Consider the following 15,072-nt stretch of genomic DNA (forward strand, 5'->3'; position numbering starts at 1 on the left):
ATCGTCAAGAGGTCTGGACCAAAGTTCGTGGCTAAACCTCAGATGCCCAACTCCTGTGCCAGTACGGCCGCCTGGACCCGGGAGCGCAGCCCCAGCTTGCCCAGCAGCCTGCTCACATGCGTCTTCACCGTCGCCTCGGCCATCGAGAGCCGGACCGCGGTCTCGGCGTTCGACAGCCCCTCGCCGAGACAGCCCAGAACCTCCCGCTCCCGCCGGGTGAGGGCGTCGAGCACCGAGGGGTCGGGTGCGTTCGACGGTCGCACGGGCGCGGCCCCGGCGAACTCGGCGATCAGCCGGCGCGTCACGGCCGGGGCGATCAGCCCCTCGCCGCGTGCCACCGTGCGGACGGCTTCGAGCAGATCGCGCGCCTCGGTGTTCTTCAGCAGGAAGCCCGAGGCCCCCGCCCGCAGCGCACCGAAGACGTACTCGTCGAGGTCGAACGTGGTCAGCACCAGTACGTCCGCGAGCCGCTCGGCCACCACCTGCCCGGTCGCCGACACCCCGTCCAGCCGCGGCATCTGCACATCCATCAGCACCAGATCCGGCCGTAGTTCACGGGCCAGGCGCACCGCCTCCTCGCCGTCCCCGGCCTCGCCCACGACCTCGATGTCGGGAGCGCTGCGCAGGATGAGCACCAGCCCCGCCCGGACGGCCGCCTGGTCCTCGGCGACCACAACCCGGATCGTCATGTCTTCGATACCCCTTCCTCCACGGGCAGTTCGGCCCGTACCCGCCAGATCTTCGTACCCGCTCCGGCGACCGAGGGACCGGCCTCGATCGTGCCGCCCAGCAGCTCCACCCGCTCCCGCATCCCCACCAGACCGGCCCCCGAGCCGGGTGCGCGCGGTCCGGGGCGGTCCCCGAACACACTGCTGACCTCCACCGTGAGCAGCTGCCCGGACCGCCCGAGCCGCACCCCGACCGGGCCGGGGGCGGCATGCTTGAGCGCATTGGTCAGGGACTCCTGGACGATCCGGTACGCGGCCAGCTCGACCGGCGCGGCCAGCGGGCCCCGTTCCTCCCGGGTGTCCTCGAAGGCGCAGGTCAGGCCGCTCGACGCGGCGTTGGTACGGGTCTGCTCGACCAGCGCGTCCAGTGAGGCGAGGGTGGGGGAGGCGGCCGGTTCCCGGTCCTTGCCGCCGGTGCGCAGCAGCCCGATCAGCCGGCGCATCTCGGCGAGACCGTCGACGCTGTTCTCCCGGATCACGCCGAGTGCCTGGCGCGAGGTGTCCGGCTCGTCGATGGAGAGCGCGGCGGTGGAGTGGATGGCGATCGCCGAGAGGTGGTTGGCGACCATGTCGTGCAGTTCGCGGGCCATCCGGGTGCGCTCGGCGGTCACCGCCTGGACCCGGTCCATCTCGGCGAGCAGCGCGGTCTGGTCGGCGCGCAGCCGGGCGGCCTCGGCGGCGTCCCGGTGGTTGCGGACGCTGACCCCGGTGATGGCGGGCAGGAACGAGACCATGCCGGTGACGACACCGATGAGCAGGGCCTGGGGGTTGCGGAACCAGGCCAGGAACCCGATGGTGATCCCGACCGTGATCAGGAACGTGGTGACCGGGATGCGGCGGGCGGCGGACGGTGTCCCGTACAGCACGGCCGCGTACATCAGGTCCGTGAACATCAGGACCGTCGCGAGGTTCCCGACCGTGAACTGGTCCGCGATCAGCGCGAGGGTGCCGATGACCAGGGCCGGCTGCGGGGCGGTCCTGCGGACCAGTTCGAGCACCGAGACGACGGCGAGCGGCAGCAGGGAGACCCAGGGGGCGAAGAAGGTCCGGTCGCCCTGTATCCGCAGGCCGAGCGCCCACAGGACGAGGCCGCCGAGGAGTCCGATGGCGGCCATGAGCACGTCGTGGCGGTGCGGCCGGGAGAGCCGGGGGAGGGAGAACACCCTTCCATCCAACACGGCGCTCCGCGCCCGGTCCTCCGTACCGGGGGTGAGGGGCGAGTACATCGAAGGATGCAGTCGCGGTTCGTCACCGCCGACGACGTTTCCGGGCGGCGCGGCCGGGAGGCTGGGGGCAACGGGAAGGGGAAGTGCCGTGATCGTCACGCTGATCGTGCTCTGCGAGGTCGCCTTCTGGGTGCTGCTGGCGGCGGGGCTCGCGCTGCGGTACCTGGCGAAGAAGCCGGGAATGGGTGCGGCCGTGCTGCTGTGCGAGCCGCTGCTGGAGGTCGTGCTGCTGGTGGTGACGGCCGTGGATCTGAAGAACGGGGCGCAGCCGGACTGGAAGCACGGGCTCGCCGCCGTCTACATCGGCTTCACGGTGGGGCTCGGCCACTCCACGATCCGCTGGGTCGACGCCCGGGTCGCCCACCGCTTCGCGGGCGGACCGCCGCCGGTGAAGCCGCCGAAGTACGGCCGGGCGCGCGCGGTGCACGAGTGGAAGGTCGCGGCGCGCTGGACGGTCGCGGCGGTGACCGCGCTGGCGCTGCTCCAGGCGGCCGTCTGGTACGTGGGCGGGGACGGCGACGTGTCGTCGCTCCGGTCGTGGCAGCAGACGATGCTGTTCGTCCTCGGGCTCAACCTGGTGATCGCGCTCAGCTACACGCTCTTCCCGAAGCGGGAGCCGGCCGGGGGCTGAGCGGCCGGCCGGACCCGGCCCGTCCGGCGCTCCCGGTACGCGTGGCTACCGCTCGCCGCCCGGCACCCACAGCACGTCGCCGACCTCCTTGTTCGCCGTCCTCGCGAGGATGAACAGCAGGTCGGAGAGGCGGTTGAGATACGTCGCGGTCAGTGCGTTCATCACCTCACCGTGCACCTCCAGCGCCGCCCAGGTGGACCGCTCCGCGCGCCGGACCACCGTGCACGCCTGGTGCAGCAGCGCGGCCCCGGGCGTACCGCCCGGCAGGATGAAGCTGCGCAGCTTCTCCAACTGCTCCAGGAAGTGGTCGCAGTCCGCCTCCAGCTTGTCGATGTAGCTCTGCTCCACCCGCAGCGGCGGATACTTCGGGTCCTCGACGACCGGGGTCGACAGATCGGCGCCCACGTCGAACAGGTCGTTCTGCACACGGACGAGGACCTTCACGACGTCCTCGGAGAGCTGCCCGAGCGCGATCGCGGTCCCGATGACGGCGTTGGCCTCATTGGCGTCGGCGTACGCGGAGATCCGCAGATCGGTCTTGGCGGTACGGCTCATGTCGCCGAGGGCGGTGGTGCCCTGATCACCGGTGCGCGTGTAGATACGTGTCAGATTGACCATGCCGCCAGGCTAGCGCCTCACCCGGCGGCGCCCGCCGGGTGAGGCACCGTCACGCTCCGGCCCGGTGGAAGACCCGGGAGCCCACCGCCACGGCCACGACGGCGAAGACGACCGCCACCAGCGTTCCGTACAGCATGTGCGCGGTGGCGTACGAGCCCACGTAGGCGTCCCGCACCGCGTCCACGAGGTAGCGCAGCGGTGTGAGGCGCGAGACGACGTCCAGCCACCCCGGGCCCAGGGTCATCGGCAGCATCAGGCCGGAGAGCAGCATCGCGGGCATGGTCACCGCGTTGATGACGGGGCCGAACTCCTGCGGTGTCGCGACCTTCACGGCCAGTGCGTAGGACAGCGAGGCCAGCGCGACCGTGAGCAGACCGACGAACACGAAGCCGATCAGTATTCCGGGCAGGGGCGCGCGCAGGCCCATGACCAGGGCGGCCAGCACCAGCAGCACCGCCTGGAACATGAAGAGCAGGGCGTCCCGCAGGACCCGGCCCAGCAGCAGCGCCAGTCTGCTGACCGGTGTCACCCGCATCCGCTCCATCACCCCGGTGGATTTCTCGACGATGACCGAGAATCCGGCGAACGAGGCTCCGAACAGGGCGAGTTGGAGCAGCAGGCCGGGGATCAGGACCTGCCAGGAGTCCCCGGCCGAGCCGAGTGGCAGATCGTCGAGGAGCGGGCCGAAGAAGAGCAGGTACAGCAGTGGCATCAGCGTGCCGAAGAGCATCTGGAAGCGGGAGCGCAGGGTCTGGCGGGCGTAGCGCCCGAAGATGAGCGCGATGTCGTGAAGCAGCATCAGAGCCCCTGTACGGAGAGGGGTGCGGCATCGGCGGGCGCGGCGGCGCGGCCGGTGATCGCGAGGAAGGTGTCCTGGAGCGAGGCGGCGGGGGAGCCCGCGTACTCGGCGCGCAGCGCGGCCGGGGTGCCCTCGGCCACGACCACGCCCCGGTCGATCACGATCAGCCGGTCGGCGAGCGCGTCCGCCTCGTCGAGGTAGTGGGTGGTGAGGACGACCGTCGTGCCGTGGTCGTCGCGCAGCCCGCGCACCAGGTCCCACAGGTCGGTGCGGCTGCCGGGGTCGAGGCCGGTCGTGGGCTCGTCGAGGAAGAGGACGAGTGGGTGGTGGACGAGGCCCATCGCGATGTCCAGGCGTCGGCGTTGCCCTCCCGAGAGGGTGACCGCCTTCCGGTCGAGCAGCTCGCCGAGGCCGAGGTCGCGGGCCAGCCGCGCGGCCCGCGCGGTCGCGTCCGCCCTGCTCAGCCGGTACAGCCGTCCCTGGGTGACCAGCTCCTCGCGCACGGTGAGGTACGGGTCGACCCCGCCGGACTGGGCGACGTATCCGCAGGCCGCGCGCACCCCGGCCGGATCGCCGGCCAGATCGTGCCCGGCGACGGTGGCGGCGCCGCCGGTGGGGGTGAGCAGCGTGGTCAGCATCCGCAGGGCGGTGGTCTTGCCTGCCCCGTTGGGGCCGAGCAGGCCGACGATCTCGCCCGCGGCGATCGTCAGGTCGACGGACCGCACGGCGTGCACCGGCCCGTTCCTGCTGTCGAAGGTCCGGGCGAGCCCGGACGTGCTGATGATTGACATAGGGACCACAAAAACAGAGTCACTTAAAAAATGCAATGGCCCCAATTTTTCACCGGTTCAGGCACCGGGCCTACGATGGGGGCATGGCCGAGGGACTCAGGGAACGCAAGAAGCGCCAAGTCAGGCAGCACATCTCGGACCTCGCGACCGGGCTGTTCCTGGAGCGCGGTTTCGTCGCGGTGACCGTCGCCGAGATCGCCGAGCTGGCGGACGTCTCCGTGAACACCGTCTACAACTACTTCCCGGCCAAGGAGGACCTCTTCCTCGACCGGATGACGGGCGTCACCCAGCGGGTGGCCCGCTTCGTCCGCGGCCGTGACAAGGGCGAGTCGGCGGCCGAGGCGGTCCTGCGGGAGCTGAGGTCCCTGGCCGTCTCGGTGTCGCCGGAGCTCGGACTGATGGACGGCTTCGCCGACTTCATGCGGGTCATCGAGGAGGCGCCCACGCTCCAGGCCCGTCTCGGCCGCCTTCAGCGGGAGCTCCTGGACGCCGTCGTCACGACCCTCCGCGAGGAGACGGGCGCACCGGCGGACGATCCGCTGCCGGACCTGGTGGGCGGTCAGCTCGCCTGGATCGAGGGCGCACTCGTCGGCCACATCAGTCAGGAGATGCTCGCCGGACGCAAGGCCGTGGAGGTCTCCCGCGACGCGCTGGTCCTGCTCGACGAGATCGAGGAACTCCTCGGCGAGAAGGTCCTCAACTACGCCCGGCGCGCCGCCGAATGACGGGTGCCGGTGTGATGTCCGTCATGTGAGACGTGACGCGCATCTCTTCACGGCCCCAGCGCCCCTCACGGGTACTAATCTCCGCCGGAGAGCATGTGAACAACCGTGGAGACCGGCCGTGCAGGGACCAGCTGCAGAGGCGAACACAGACCAAAGGGGTGCACACGTGGCCAGGAAGCTCGCCGTCATCGGAGCCGGACTCATGGGGTCCGGCATCGCGCAGGTCTCCGCCCAGGCGGGCTGGGACGTGGTGCTGCGCGACGTCACCGACGAGGCCCTGACCCGTGGGCGCGACGGCATCAAGGCCTCGTACGACAAGTTCGTCTCCAAGGGCAAGCTGGACGCGGCCGACGCCGAGGCCGCGCTCGCCCGCATCACGACCACCACCGACCTCGACGCGGTCGCCGACGCGGATGTCGTCGTCGAGGCCGTCTTCGAGAAGCTGGAGGTCAAGCACGAGATCTTCCGGGCCCTCGACAAGATCGTCCGGGACGACACCGTCCTCGCCTCCAACACCTCCGCCATCCCGATCACCAAGATCGCGGCCGTCACGGAGCGCCCCGAGCGCGTCGTCGGTGTGCACTTCTTCTCGCCGGTCCCGATGATGCAGCTCTGCGAACTCGTCCGCGGCTACAAGACCAGCGACGAAACCCTCGCCACCGCGCGGGAGTTCGCCGAGTCCGTCGGCAAGACCTGCATCGTCGTCAACCGCGACGTGGCCGGCTTCGTCACCACCCGGCTGATCTCGGCGCTCGTCGTCGAGGCCGCCAAGCTGTACGAGTCGGGCGTCGCCTCCGCCGAGGACATCGACACCGCCTGCAAGCTGGGCTTCGGCCACGCCATGGGCCCGCTGGCCACGGCGGACCTGACCGGCGTCGACATCCTGCTGCACGCCACGGGCAACATCTACACCGAGTCGCAGGACGAGAAGTTCGCCGCACCGGAGCTGATGCGCCGGATGGTGGATGCAGGTGACATCGGCCGCAAGAGCGGGCAGGGCTTCTACACGTACTGATCGTTTTCGGTCCTCCGGTCGCCCGATCCGCCGTCGGTCGGGCCCGGAGGTCCGGGGGGAGTCTCCCGGAAGCAGTGGATCCGAGCGGGCCCTCGCCGCACCTCGGTCACTCCACGGGGTGAATTCGGTATCGGTTCGCTTACAGACGGAAACTTCCCTGTCTCCGCCGGAGTCAGTTGTGGCAGAGACAGAACAGACAGACGAACCTTGCTACGGGCATTCCAGGGGAGCGCATATGCACATCAGGGGCGACCACGCCGAGCTGGTCGTCGGGGGCCGCCTCGACGTCCGAAGCGCGGCGGACGCCCGTACGGCCCTGCACTCGGCCCTCGACGACGGAGTCGGCGACCTGGTGCTCGACCTGACCGAGCTGGATTCCTGGGACGCCACCGGACTCGGCGTCATCATGGGCGCACACCGCCGGGCCGGACGGGGCGGGCGACGGCTGGTGCTCCGCGGCGTGCCGCCGCAGATGCAGCGCCTGCTGATCGCGACCCGGCTGCATCGCATTCTGGCCATCGAGGGCGGAATCGCCGCGGACTCGCTGCCGCGGGTGTGAGCCCGCCCGGCGGACGGCCACCGGCCCGCGGCACGGCCGAAAGACCACAATCCGCACGAGAACGTGCGCTTCGGACGGCGCGACCCCCCGGCTGTGCGGGGACACCGTGCGACGGTCTAGGGTTCGGGCCGTCCGCCGATTGACGAACCCACCAGCGGACACCGGACCAGAAGCGACAGCGGGGCGTGCGAGGCCGGGAGGGGAAAATCGTGCGCGACGCGTCTGGGGGCTTTGGCGATGGACCCGACACACCGGGGACCGGAACAGTACGGCCGGGACAAGGACGGCTTCGGTGAGGGGCCGGGCCGCAGACGGCCGGCCCGCGACCAGCTGACCCCCGACCCCGGTCAGCCGACACCGCCGCAGGCACGCGTCGTCCGGCTCATAGCGGGCGACTACCTCCTCACCGTCAACCCGGTCGACGGCAGCGAGGTCGAGCTCTGCCCGCCGGGGGAGCAGCCCGGTCCGCCCGCCCGGCGCACCGCGACCGGACGCACCGACCGCGAACGCGCCACCGCGCCGCCCGTACCGCCGGGTCCGCCCGCCCCCCAACTGCCGCTCCTGGAGCGCGCGCAGGAGCGCGAACGGCTGGCGCGCCTGCTGGCCCAGGGCCGCTCGGTGCGGCTCACGGGACCGGCCGGATCCGGCCGTACGGCACTGCTGGACGCCGTCGCGGCCGACTGCGCGGACCTCGCACCGGACGGAGTCGTACGCCTCAACGGCCACAAGCGCACCGCCACCGACCTGCTGTACGGGCTCTTCGAGGCCGTCCACGACTCGCCGCAGCACCGCCCCGACCGCGCCGGGCTGCTCGAAAAGGTCCGGGGCATCGGCGCCGTCGTCGTGCTCGACGACCTGGAGTTCGGCGGGGCCGCGCTGGAGGAGCTGCTCGACGCGACCCCGGAGTGCGCCTTCCTGTTCGCGACGGTCCCCGACGTCGCCGCGCCCACTACCGACTCGCACCTCGAAGAGGTCTTTCTCGCGGGCCTCGGCCGCAGCGCCGCCGTCGACCTGCTGGAACGGGCCGTCGAGCGTCCGCTCACCGACGAGGAGGCGAACTGGGCGGGAGACCTCTGGTTCGAGTCCGAGGGGCTGCCGCTGCGCTTCGTCCAGGCGGGCGCCCTCCTGCGCCAGCGCGATCTGCTGCGCACCGACCCCGAGGCGTACGGCGTGTTCGGCGGCGACGGCCGGCCCGCGGACGTCCCCTTCGGACACGACCAGGACGTCGACGGCGTCCACGTCCCGCTGCCCAGCCTCGGGGAGGGCGCGGCACCCGCCCCGCTGCTCGCCTCACGGCTGAGCGCGTCCGCCCGCGACACCCTCCGCTTCGCGGTGGCCCTCGGCGGCGAGGTGCCGCACCAGGCGCATCTGCCGGCGCTCATCGGGGACACCCACGCGGACGCCGCGCTCGGCGAGCTGGCCGGCTGCGGGCTGCTCTCCCCGGCCGGTCCCCGCTACCGGCTGGCCGCCGGTGTCGTGACCCAGCTGGAGGCCGCCGGGTACGGCGAGGGCCTCACCGACCGGGCGCGGACCGCGGCCCAGCACTACGCCTGGTGGGCAGGTCACCCCTCGGTCACCCCCGAACGGGTGACGGCCGAGGGCGACGCCGTCGTCGCGGCGATGGCACAGCTGGTGCCCGGCGACGGGGCCGGGCAGACCAGCGTGGCCGTGCTGCTGGCCCGCAGCGCCGCCCCCGCCTTCGCGGCGGGTCTGCACTGGGGAGCCTGGGAACGGGCGCTGCGGATCGGCCAGGAGGCGGCCAGGCTCGCCGGAGAGGTAGCCGAAGAGGCGTACTTCCACCACGAGCTGGGCGTCCTGGCACTCCTCACCGGCAATCCGGACCGGGCCAGGGCCGAGCTGGAGACCTCGGTCAGCATGCGCGGGGCGCTCGCCGACAAGTCCGGCGCGGTGGCCGGACGGCGGGCCCTCGCCCTGGTCGCGGACCGTACCGGTGGCCCGCTGCCCCTCGTCCTCACCCCGCCGGGAGACGAACTGCCGGTCCCGAGGGCCGAGGAGCCGCCTGTTCCGCCCACCCGGGCGACGCCCTCCGTGACCCAGACGCTGTCGAGGCCCTACGAGGCCGCCGCCACCGCGGTGATCTCGCGGCAGAACGCCCCCAAGGCCGCCGGGGGCGGCCGCTTCGCGCTGCTCGCCGGGGCCCGGCGCAACCTGGTCGCGACGGCCGCGGGCGTCCTCCTGACCGGTGTGCTCGGCACGGTGGTGGCCCTGGGGCTGACCTCCGGCGACGACGACGTCCAGGGCAACCAGGACGTCACGACCGAGCAGTCGCGGAGCCAGGACGACGGCGAGGACGAGGCCCCGGCCGACAGCCCGGCGGACGCGTCGACGCCCGGCGGCACGGACTCCGGCGACAGCGCGGCGACGCCCGGCCCGTCGGGCGGCGGGACCACACCGAGCAGCAGTGGTACGCCGGCCACGGACCCCACGGGACCGAGCGACGGCCCGTCGTCGGACGCGCCGTCCAGCAGCGAGCCGTCGTCGCACAAGCCGACGAAGTCGTCCACCCCGACGAAGTCGTCCACGCCGACCAAGTCGACCAGCCCGACCGCGACTCCGTCGGACACCGGCTCCCCGTCCCCGACGGACACGGCCACCGACCCCGAGCCGTCCTCGCCGGACACCTCCGACTCGGCGAGCGGGCCCTCCTCGTCCTCCCCGTCGGCGGCGGCGAGTGCGGACAGCGGCCCGACGGTGGCCTGAGCCCCCCCGGAACGGACGAACGCCGGACGTGACACACACGTCCGGCGTTCGCGAGCAGAGAGTACGGAGGGTCAGAACAGGCGCAGCTTGTCGTCCTCGATGCCGCGCATCGCGTCGTAGTCGAGCACGACACAGCCGATGCCGCGGTCCGTCGCCAGCACCCGCGCCTGCGGCTTGATCTCCTGGGCCGCGAAGATGCCCTTCACCGGGGCGAGATGGGGATCGCGGTTGAGCAGCTCCAGATAGCGGGTCAGCTGCTCCACGCCGTCGATGTCGCCGCGCCGCTTCAACTCCACGGCGACGGTCTGGCCGTCGGCGTCCCGGCACAGGATGTCGACCGGTCCGATGGCGGTGAAGTACTCGCGGCGGATCAGGGTGTAGCCCTCGCCGAGCGTCTCGATCCGGTCGGCGAGCAGTTCCTGGAGATGCGCTTCGACGCCGTCCTTGATGAGGCCCGGGTCGACACCCAGCTCGTGGGACGAGTCATGGAGGATCTCCTCCATCGTGATGATCAGTTTTTCGCCCGCTTTGTTCACCACGGTCCAGATACCCGCGGTGTCGTCGGTGCCCTCCTTGAGCGTGCAGGGCGGTGACATCCAGTTGAGGGGTTTGTACGCCCTGTCGTCGGCGTGGATCGACACGCTCCCGTCCGCCTTCACCAGGATCAGACGGGGAGCGGAGGGCAGGTGGGCCGTGAGCCGGCCGGCGTAGTCCACGGAGCAGCGGGCGATGACGAGACGCATGGTCGGCAACGCTACTCGACGAGAGGTGTTCCACGCGATTCTCCCCCGTCCCACCCGTCACCCACGTCGCTCCCGAGGGGTGCCTTTCGGTCTTGCCCCTCTTTGCGCCCCTTCGTTATTGGCCGGTTGTGTTCCCAATCTCCTGGTGCGGCCAGGACTGCACCCTTACCGTGGATGCAGGAGGTCGCCGTCTGTGCACGCTGCGTCGCCGTCCTCCTTCCCTGCCCGTAAGGCCCCGGCCCGGTGTCGGGGTCGCGAGAGGAGAACCCATGTCGCTCGACGTCTCACCGGCGCTGTTGGAACAGGCCGAGCGAGGCGAGGTCGACGAAGCCGACTTCGTCGACTGCGTCCGGACCTCCCTGCCCTACGCATGGGAGATGATCAGTTCGTTGGTGGCTCAGCTGAAGGTCGACGGCGGGGAGTTCGCCGACAACCAGACGCCGCCGCCCAACGAACAAGCACGTGGCCAGCTGCTGCGTGCGCTCGCGAGTGATGCGATCCGCGGCGCGTTGCAGCGGCATTTCGGGGTGCGCCTGGCATTCCAGAACTGCCACCGCGTCGCGGTGTTCCCGCTGGATGCCTCGGTCGACGAGCGGCTGGCCCGTTTCACCTCGGTGAGGGGCCAGTTGCTGAACCAGTCGCCCGAACTACGGGACTGCTAGGGCCTGTCCGGCGGATCAGGGCCGGAGAGGCCCTGAGCGCCTCTGCTGCCGTCCCGGGCCGCGAACGGTGCGACCGGCTCCGGGACGGCAGCCCCGTACGCCCTCACGATGTGTCAGGTGACCAGCGGGAGCACTTCGGTGCCCAGCCGCGCCACGTTCTCCTCCGTGGTCGCCAGATCGCCGGACCCCTCCACCAGGAGCGCGAAGCGGGTGATGCCCGTCCGCTCGGCGGTGGCGGCGAGCCGGTCGGCGGCGAGCCGGGGCGGGCCCACCGGATGCAGCCCGCACAGCAGCTCCGTGTACGCGACCGGGTCGCGCATCACCCGGTGCCGGCCGTCGACCGTCACATGGGCGTCCAGCCCTTGTCGCAGCCAGCCCGGCATCGCCTTCACGAGCGTCTCCAACGCGTCCTCGGGGCGGTCGGCGATCTGGGCCACGCCCGCGGAGACGTGCCCGGCGCCGTGGACGCTCTCCGGCGAGCGGCCCGCGGCGAGCGCGGTGGAGCGCCACAGGGCGACCATGTCGGCCTTCTCCTGGTCCCCGCAGTGCATCCCGAGCAGCATCGGCAGGCCGTTCTCGGCGGCGAGCCTCACCGTCCGGGGAGAGGTGCACGCGACGACCACCTCAGGGCCGCCGGAGCCCTCGCCGCCCTCCCCGTCGAGCAGCTCGTCGGCCCGGGGGACCACGGCGACCTCGCGGAAGCCGTACCGCTCCCCGCGCCCGGCCACCCGTGGCTCGCCCAGCCAGTCGAGCAGCAGCTCCAGGGACTCCGGGAAGCCCTTCTCGTACGCCTCCAGGCCCCCGCCGAAGACCTCCAGGTCCACCCACGGGCCGCCCCGGCCGACGCCGAGGGTGAACCGGCCGCCGCTGGTGAGGTGGAGCAGCGCGGCCTGTTCGCCCAGCGCCACCGGATGCTGGGTCGGCAGCACGCTCACCGCCGTGCCCACCCGGATTCTGCGGGTGCGGCCCAGCAGCAGCGCGGCCAGCGTGACGGCGGACGGACAGACCCCGTACGGCACGAAATGATGCTCTGCCAGCCAGACCGAGTCGAGCCCCGACTCCTCCGCGACCTCGGCGGTCCGGACCGATCGGTGCAGTGCCTCCGCCGCCCCCTGCCCCGGAAACTGGGCTGCCAGTACGAACGTTCCCACACGCATCGCCAATTGCCTCCTTGCGGCCGACGCGGCTCTCCCCTATGGAGCAACAACGCCTGACACGTGCCAAAGGCACGGTCCGGAGGCAGGTTGTTGCGATTTTCCGGTAACTCACCCCCTCCGGGGAGTCCGTCCGCGAGGCGCCGCACACCGGTGTCGGCCAGATGGCCCTACGCTGGACGGGAACTGCCCAGCCTGCCCCGTGAGGTGTCACGTGTCCCCGCGCCGCAACCGCCCCCGAGGCGGCGAGAGTCCCTACGACAGCACCACGGAGCCGGGGGGTCGGTACGGCGGCGGCGGGCGCGCCGAGGAGTGGCAGGGCGAGCAGTGGTCCGTACGGCCGGTCAGCGGCGCGAGCGCGGCGGGCAAGCGGTACCGCTGCCCCGGCTGCGACCAGGAGATCCCGTCCGGCGTCCCGCACCTGGTGGCCTGGTCCGAGTACGGCGGGATCGACGACCGCAGGCACTGGCACAAGGCGTGCTGGAACGCGAAGGACCGCCGCACCACACAGGTGCAGCGGTCCAGGAACGCGCCTCGCTACTGAGCGCCTCCGGCAGGGGGCGGCTCAGACGTCCCTGCGGTCCAGCGTGACGAACGCGCAGATCATGGCCACGGCCGTGGTGCCGAGCATGATCCACAACGGGTCCCAGCCGGACGGTCCCGATTCGGCGACCGAGGTGGAGTAGAAGGCGCTGAGCTGGCTGGGGATCGAGTACTGGAAGAGCGCCAGCCGCAGGCCGGCGAGCGAGTCCGTGAACATGAACATGGCCAGCACCAGCGGCAGCAGCACCACCCCGATCATGATCGTGATCGCGCCGGCGGAGTGCCGGATGAGAGCGCCGACCGAGAGGGAGAGCAGGCCCAGCGTCGCGATGTAGAGACCGACCCCGACCGTCGCCTGCAGCCACTCGCCGCCGCTGGGCGCCGCGCCGTCGATCATCGCCGTCTGCAACGCCGCGACCAGCGCGGTCGTCACGGTCGTGATCACGAAGGTGAGCAGGAAGAAGACGATCGCCTTCGCGCCCAGCACCCGGGCACGGCTGGGGCAGGCGGTCAGCGTCGTACGGGCCATGCCCGTGCCGTACTCCGACGCGATGGTCATCACGCCGAGCGTGATCACACAGATCGAGCCCAGCAGCACCCCGAAGAAGCCGAGGCTGAGCACCGGCGTCGAGCCGAGGTCGGAATCGACGGTGTTGACCGCGAGCGCGGCCAGCAGCCCGATTCCGATCAGCAGCACGATCATGACGCCGAGCGTCCACATCGTGGAGCGCACCGAACGGATCTTGGTCCATTCGGAGGCGATCGCATCGCCGAGGGTGGCCCGGCGCACCGGGATCGGCGAGGTGTACGGACCGGCCGGTGCGGTCTGCGGGCTGTGCTGCGGGGCCGGGGCCTGCCGTTGGGACGGCGCCTGCGGGGTCGGCGGCGTTGTCATCGGGCGTCCTCGCTGGTGTCGCGCTCGGTCGGGTCTGCGGTGGCCGCGGCGGGCTCGGCCGGTGCGGTCGCGTACGGGTTCTGTCCGGGGGGCGGCGGGGCGTACCAGTTCTGCTGCGGCGCCTCCAGGACCTGAGGCTGCGGCGCCCCGTGGTCCGGCTGCCCGTACCCGTGGCCCACCGGCTGCTGGAGCCCCGCCTTCTGGTCCGCCGTCGAGCGGTAGTCCACGGCGCCCTGGGTCATCCGCATGTACGCCTCCTCCAGCGAGGCCTGGTGCGGCGAGAGCTCCCACAGCCGGACGTCCGCCTCGTGTGCCACATCGCTGATCCTCGGCAGCGGCAGCCCGGTGATCCGCAGCGCCCCGTCCGGCTCGGACATGACCTGTCCGCCCGCCTCGGTGAGCGAGGCGGTCAGCTTCTCGCGCCGCTCCGGGACGCCCTCGGCGACCCGGACCCGGGCGAAGTCGGCGGAGTTGGCCGAGATGAAGTCCTTGACGTTCATGTCGGCGAGCAGCTGCCCCCGGCCGATCACGATCAGATGCTCGGCGGTCAGCGCCATCTCGCTCATCAGATGGCTGGAGACGAAGACCGTACGGCCCTCGGACGCCAGCATCTTCATCAGATTGCGGACCCAGAGGATGCCCTCGGGGTCCAGACCGTTGACCGGTTCGTCGAAGAGCAGCACCTGGGGGTCGCCGAGCAGCGCCGCCGCGATCCCGAGCCGCTGGCCCATGCCCAGCGAGAAGCCCTTGGACCGCTGCCGCGCGACGTCCTGGAGACCGACGACCCCGAGCACCTCGTCGACCCGGGCGGCCGGGATGCCGGCGAGCTGGGCGAGCGAGAGGAGGTGATTACGGGCGCTGCGCCCGCCGTGCACCGCCTTCGCGTCCAGCAGCGCACCCACCTGGCGCGGCGCGTTCGGCAGACTGCGGAAGGGATGGCCGCCGATCGTCACATGACCGGAGGTCGGCTGGTCCAGGCCCAGGATCATGCGCATGGTGGTGGACTTGCCCGACCCGTTGGGACCCAGGAACCCGGTGACGGTGCCCGGCCGCACCTGGAACGAAAGGTTGTACACGGCCGTCTTCGCGCCGTAGCGCTTTGTCAGGCCGACTGCCTCGATCATGCTTCAGCCCCATCGACTCACATCTGTCGTCGGGGTCGGACCGAGTGGCCGCACACCCCCGTAAGAGTTAGGAGGATATCCAGACCTTTACGGTTCCGGCCAAGCCGTTGCGGGGCGCGCCGCCCCCGGGTGGAGCGG

At 71.6% G+C, this 15,072-nt stretch carries 16 protein-coding genes; 7 read left to right on the plus strand and 9 right to left on the minus strand.

From position 1 onward, the window contains the following. Positions 1-38: 38 nt before the first annotated feature. Both GA0115234_RS21310 and GA0115234_RS21315 read right to left on the minus strand, forming a co-directional pair. Complete coding sequence (locus GA0115234_RS21310; protein ID WP_093544010.1) at positions 39-689, minus strand: response regulator; 651 nt, start codon at positions 687-689, stop codon at positions 39-41. Continuing rightward, positions 686-1,843, minus strand: coding sequence for a sensor histidine kinase (locus GA0115234_RS21315; protein WP_237541588.1), 1,158 nt, complete (start codon positions 1,841-1,843; stop codon positions 686-688). The genes GA0115234_RS21310 and GA0115234_RS21315 overlap by 4 nt, the downstream gene beginning before the upstream one ends. Before the next feature lie 199 nt (positions 1,844-2,042). On the opposite strand from GA0115234_RS21315, the gene GA0115234_RS21320 reads away from it, so the two are divergent. Next, positions 2,043-2,585 (plus strand): hypothetical protein, encoded by a 543-nt coding sequence (locus GA0115234_RS21320; RefSeq protein WP_093544014.1) that lies wholly within the window; start codon positions 2,043-2,045, stop codon positions 2,583-2,585. A 45-nt stretch (positions 2,586-2,630) separates the two neighbouring features. Here GA0115234_RS21320 and GA0115234_RS21325 read toward each other — a convergent pair whose 3' ends face one another. The 3 genes from GA0115234_RS21325 to GA0115234_RS21335 are packed head-to-tail and all read right to left on the minus strand — an operon-like array spanning position 2,631 to position 4,793. Then, entirely contained in the window at positions 2,631-3,203 is a 573-nt protein-coding gene (locus tag GA0115234_RS21325) for a cob(I)yrinic acid a,c-diamide adenosyltransferase (protein ID WP_093544016.1), read from the minus strand. Positions 3,204-3,252: 49 nt separating this feature from the next. Then, the gene (locus tag GA0115234_RS21330; protein WP_093544018.1) at positions 3,253-4,002 is read right to left on the minus strand and encodes an ABC transporter permease; all 750 of its coding nucleotides are present in this window, start codon (positions 4,000-4,002) and stop codon (positions 3,253-3,255) included. After that, on the minus strand, positions 4,002-4,793 hold the full coding sequence (locus tag GA0115234_RS21335) for an ABC transporter ATP-binding protein (protein WP_093544020.1): 792 nt from the start codon (positions 4,791-4,793) through the stop codon (positions 4,002-4,004). Before GA0115234_RS21335 ends, GA0115234_RS21330 begins: the two co-directional genes overlap by 1 nt. Before the next feature lie 83 nt (positions 4,794-4,876). Between GA0115234_RS21335 and GA0115234_RS21340 the strand changes: the two genes are divergently transcribed. From GA0115234_RS21340 to GA0115234_RS21355, 4 genes are all read left to right on the plus strand, one after another. Further along, positions 4,877-5,518: a TetR/AcrR family transcriptional regulator gene (locus tag GA0115234_RS21340; protein ID WP_093544022.1), complete on the plus strand. Its 642-nt coding sequence runs from the start codon at positions 4,877-4,879 to the stop codon at positions 5,516-5,518. A 166-nt stretch (positions 5,519-5,684) separates the two neighbouring features. Next, positions 5,685-6,533, plus strand: a complete 849-nt coding sequence (locus tag GA0115234_RS21345; protein ID WP_093544024.1) for a 3-hydroxyacyl-CoA dehydrogenase family protein — start codon at positions 5,685-5,687, stop codon at positions 6,531-6,533. Between the two features lie 235 nt (positions 6,534-6,768). Then, positions 6,769-7,092, plus strand: coding sequence for an STAS domain-containing protein (locus tag GA0115234_RS21350; RefSeq protein ID WP_093544026.1), 324 nt, complete (start codon positions 6,769-6,771; stop codon positions 7,090-7,092). Between the two features lie 237 nt (positions 7,093-7,329). Continuing rightward, positions 7,330-9,813, plus strand: coding sequence for an ATP-binding protein (locus GA0115234_RS21355; RefSeq protein WP_093544028.1), 2,484 nt, complete (start codon positions 7,330-7,332; stop codon positions 9,811-9,813). A 71-nt stretch (positions 9,814-9,884) separates the two neighbouring features. Here the strand turns inward: GA0115234_RS21355 and nucS are convergent, their stop codons facing one another. Beyond that, positions 9,885-10,556, minus strand: a complete 672-nt coding sequence (gene nucS / locus GA0115234_RS21360) for an endonuclease NucS (RefSeq protein ID WP_093544030.1) — start codon at positions 10,554-10,556, stop codon at positions 9,885-9,887. A gap of 269 nt (positions 10,557-10,825) precedes the next feature. Between nucS and GA0115234_RS21365 the strand changes: the two genes are divergently transcribed. After that, the gene (locus GA0115234_RS21365; protein WP_072486734.1) at positions 10,826-11,218 is read left to right on the plus strand and encodes an SCO5389 family protein; all 393 of its coding nucleotides are present in this window, start codon (positions 10,826-10,828) and stop codon (positions 11,216-11,218) included. A gap of 113 nt (positions 11,219-11,331) precedes the next feature. On the opposite strand, the gene GA0115234_RS21370 is transcribed toward GA0115234_RS21365, so the two are convergent. After that, entirely contained in the window at positions 11,332-12,375 is a 1,044-nt protein-coding gene (locus GA0115234_RS21370; RefSeq protein WP_093544032.1) for an LLM class flavin-dependent oxidoreductase, read from the minus strand. A gap of 211 nt (positions 12,376-12,586) precedes the next feature. Here GA0115234_RS21370 and GA0115234_RS21375 point away from each other — a divergent pair, with 211 nt between their 5' ends. Next, positions 12,587-12,916 (plus strand): ATP/GTP-binding protein, encoded by a 330-nt coding sequence (locus GA0115234_RS21375; RefSeq protein ID WP_093544034.1) that lies wholly within the window; start codon positions 12,587-12,589, stop codon positions 12,914-12,916. Between the two features lie 21 nt (positions 12,917-12,937). Here the strand turns inward: GA0115234_RS21375 and GA0115234_RS21380 are convergent, their stop codons facing one another. Both GA0115234_RS21380 and GA0115234_RS21385 read right to left on the minus strand, forming a co-directional pair. Then, a complete protein-coding gene (locus tag GA0115234_RS21380) occupies positions 12,938-13,810 on the minus strand; it encodes an ABC transporter permease subunit (protein ID WP_093544036.1) in 873 nt (290 codons plus the stop codon). Next, complete coding sequence (locus GA0115234_RS21385) at positions 13,807-14,934, minus strand: ABC transporter ATP-binding protein (protein WP_093544038.1); 1,128 nt, start codon at positions 14,932-14,934, stop codon at positions 13,807-13,809. Before GA0115234_RS21385 ends, GA0115234_RS21380 begins: the two co-directional genes overlap by 4 nt. Positions 14,935-15,072 lie beyond the last annotated feature (138 nt).

The organism is Streptomyces sp. DvalAA-43 (assembly GCF_900091725.1).
Taxonomy (GTDB): Bacteria; Actinomycetota; Actinomycetes; order Streptomycetales; family Streptomycetaceae; genus Streptomyces; species Streptomyces pulveraceus.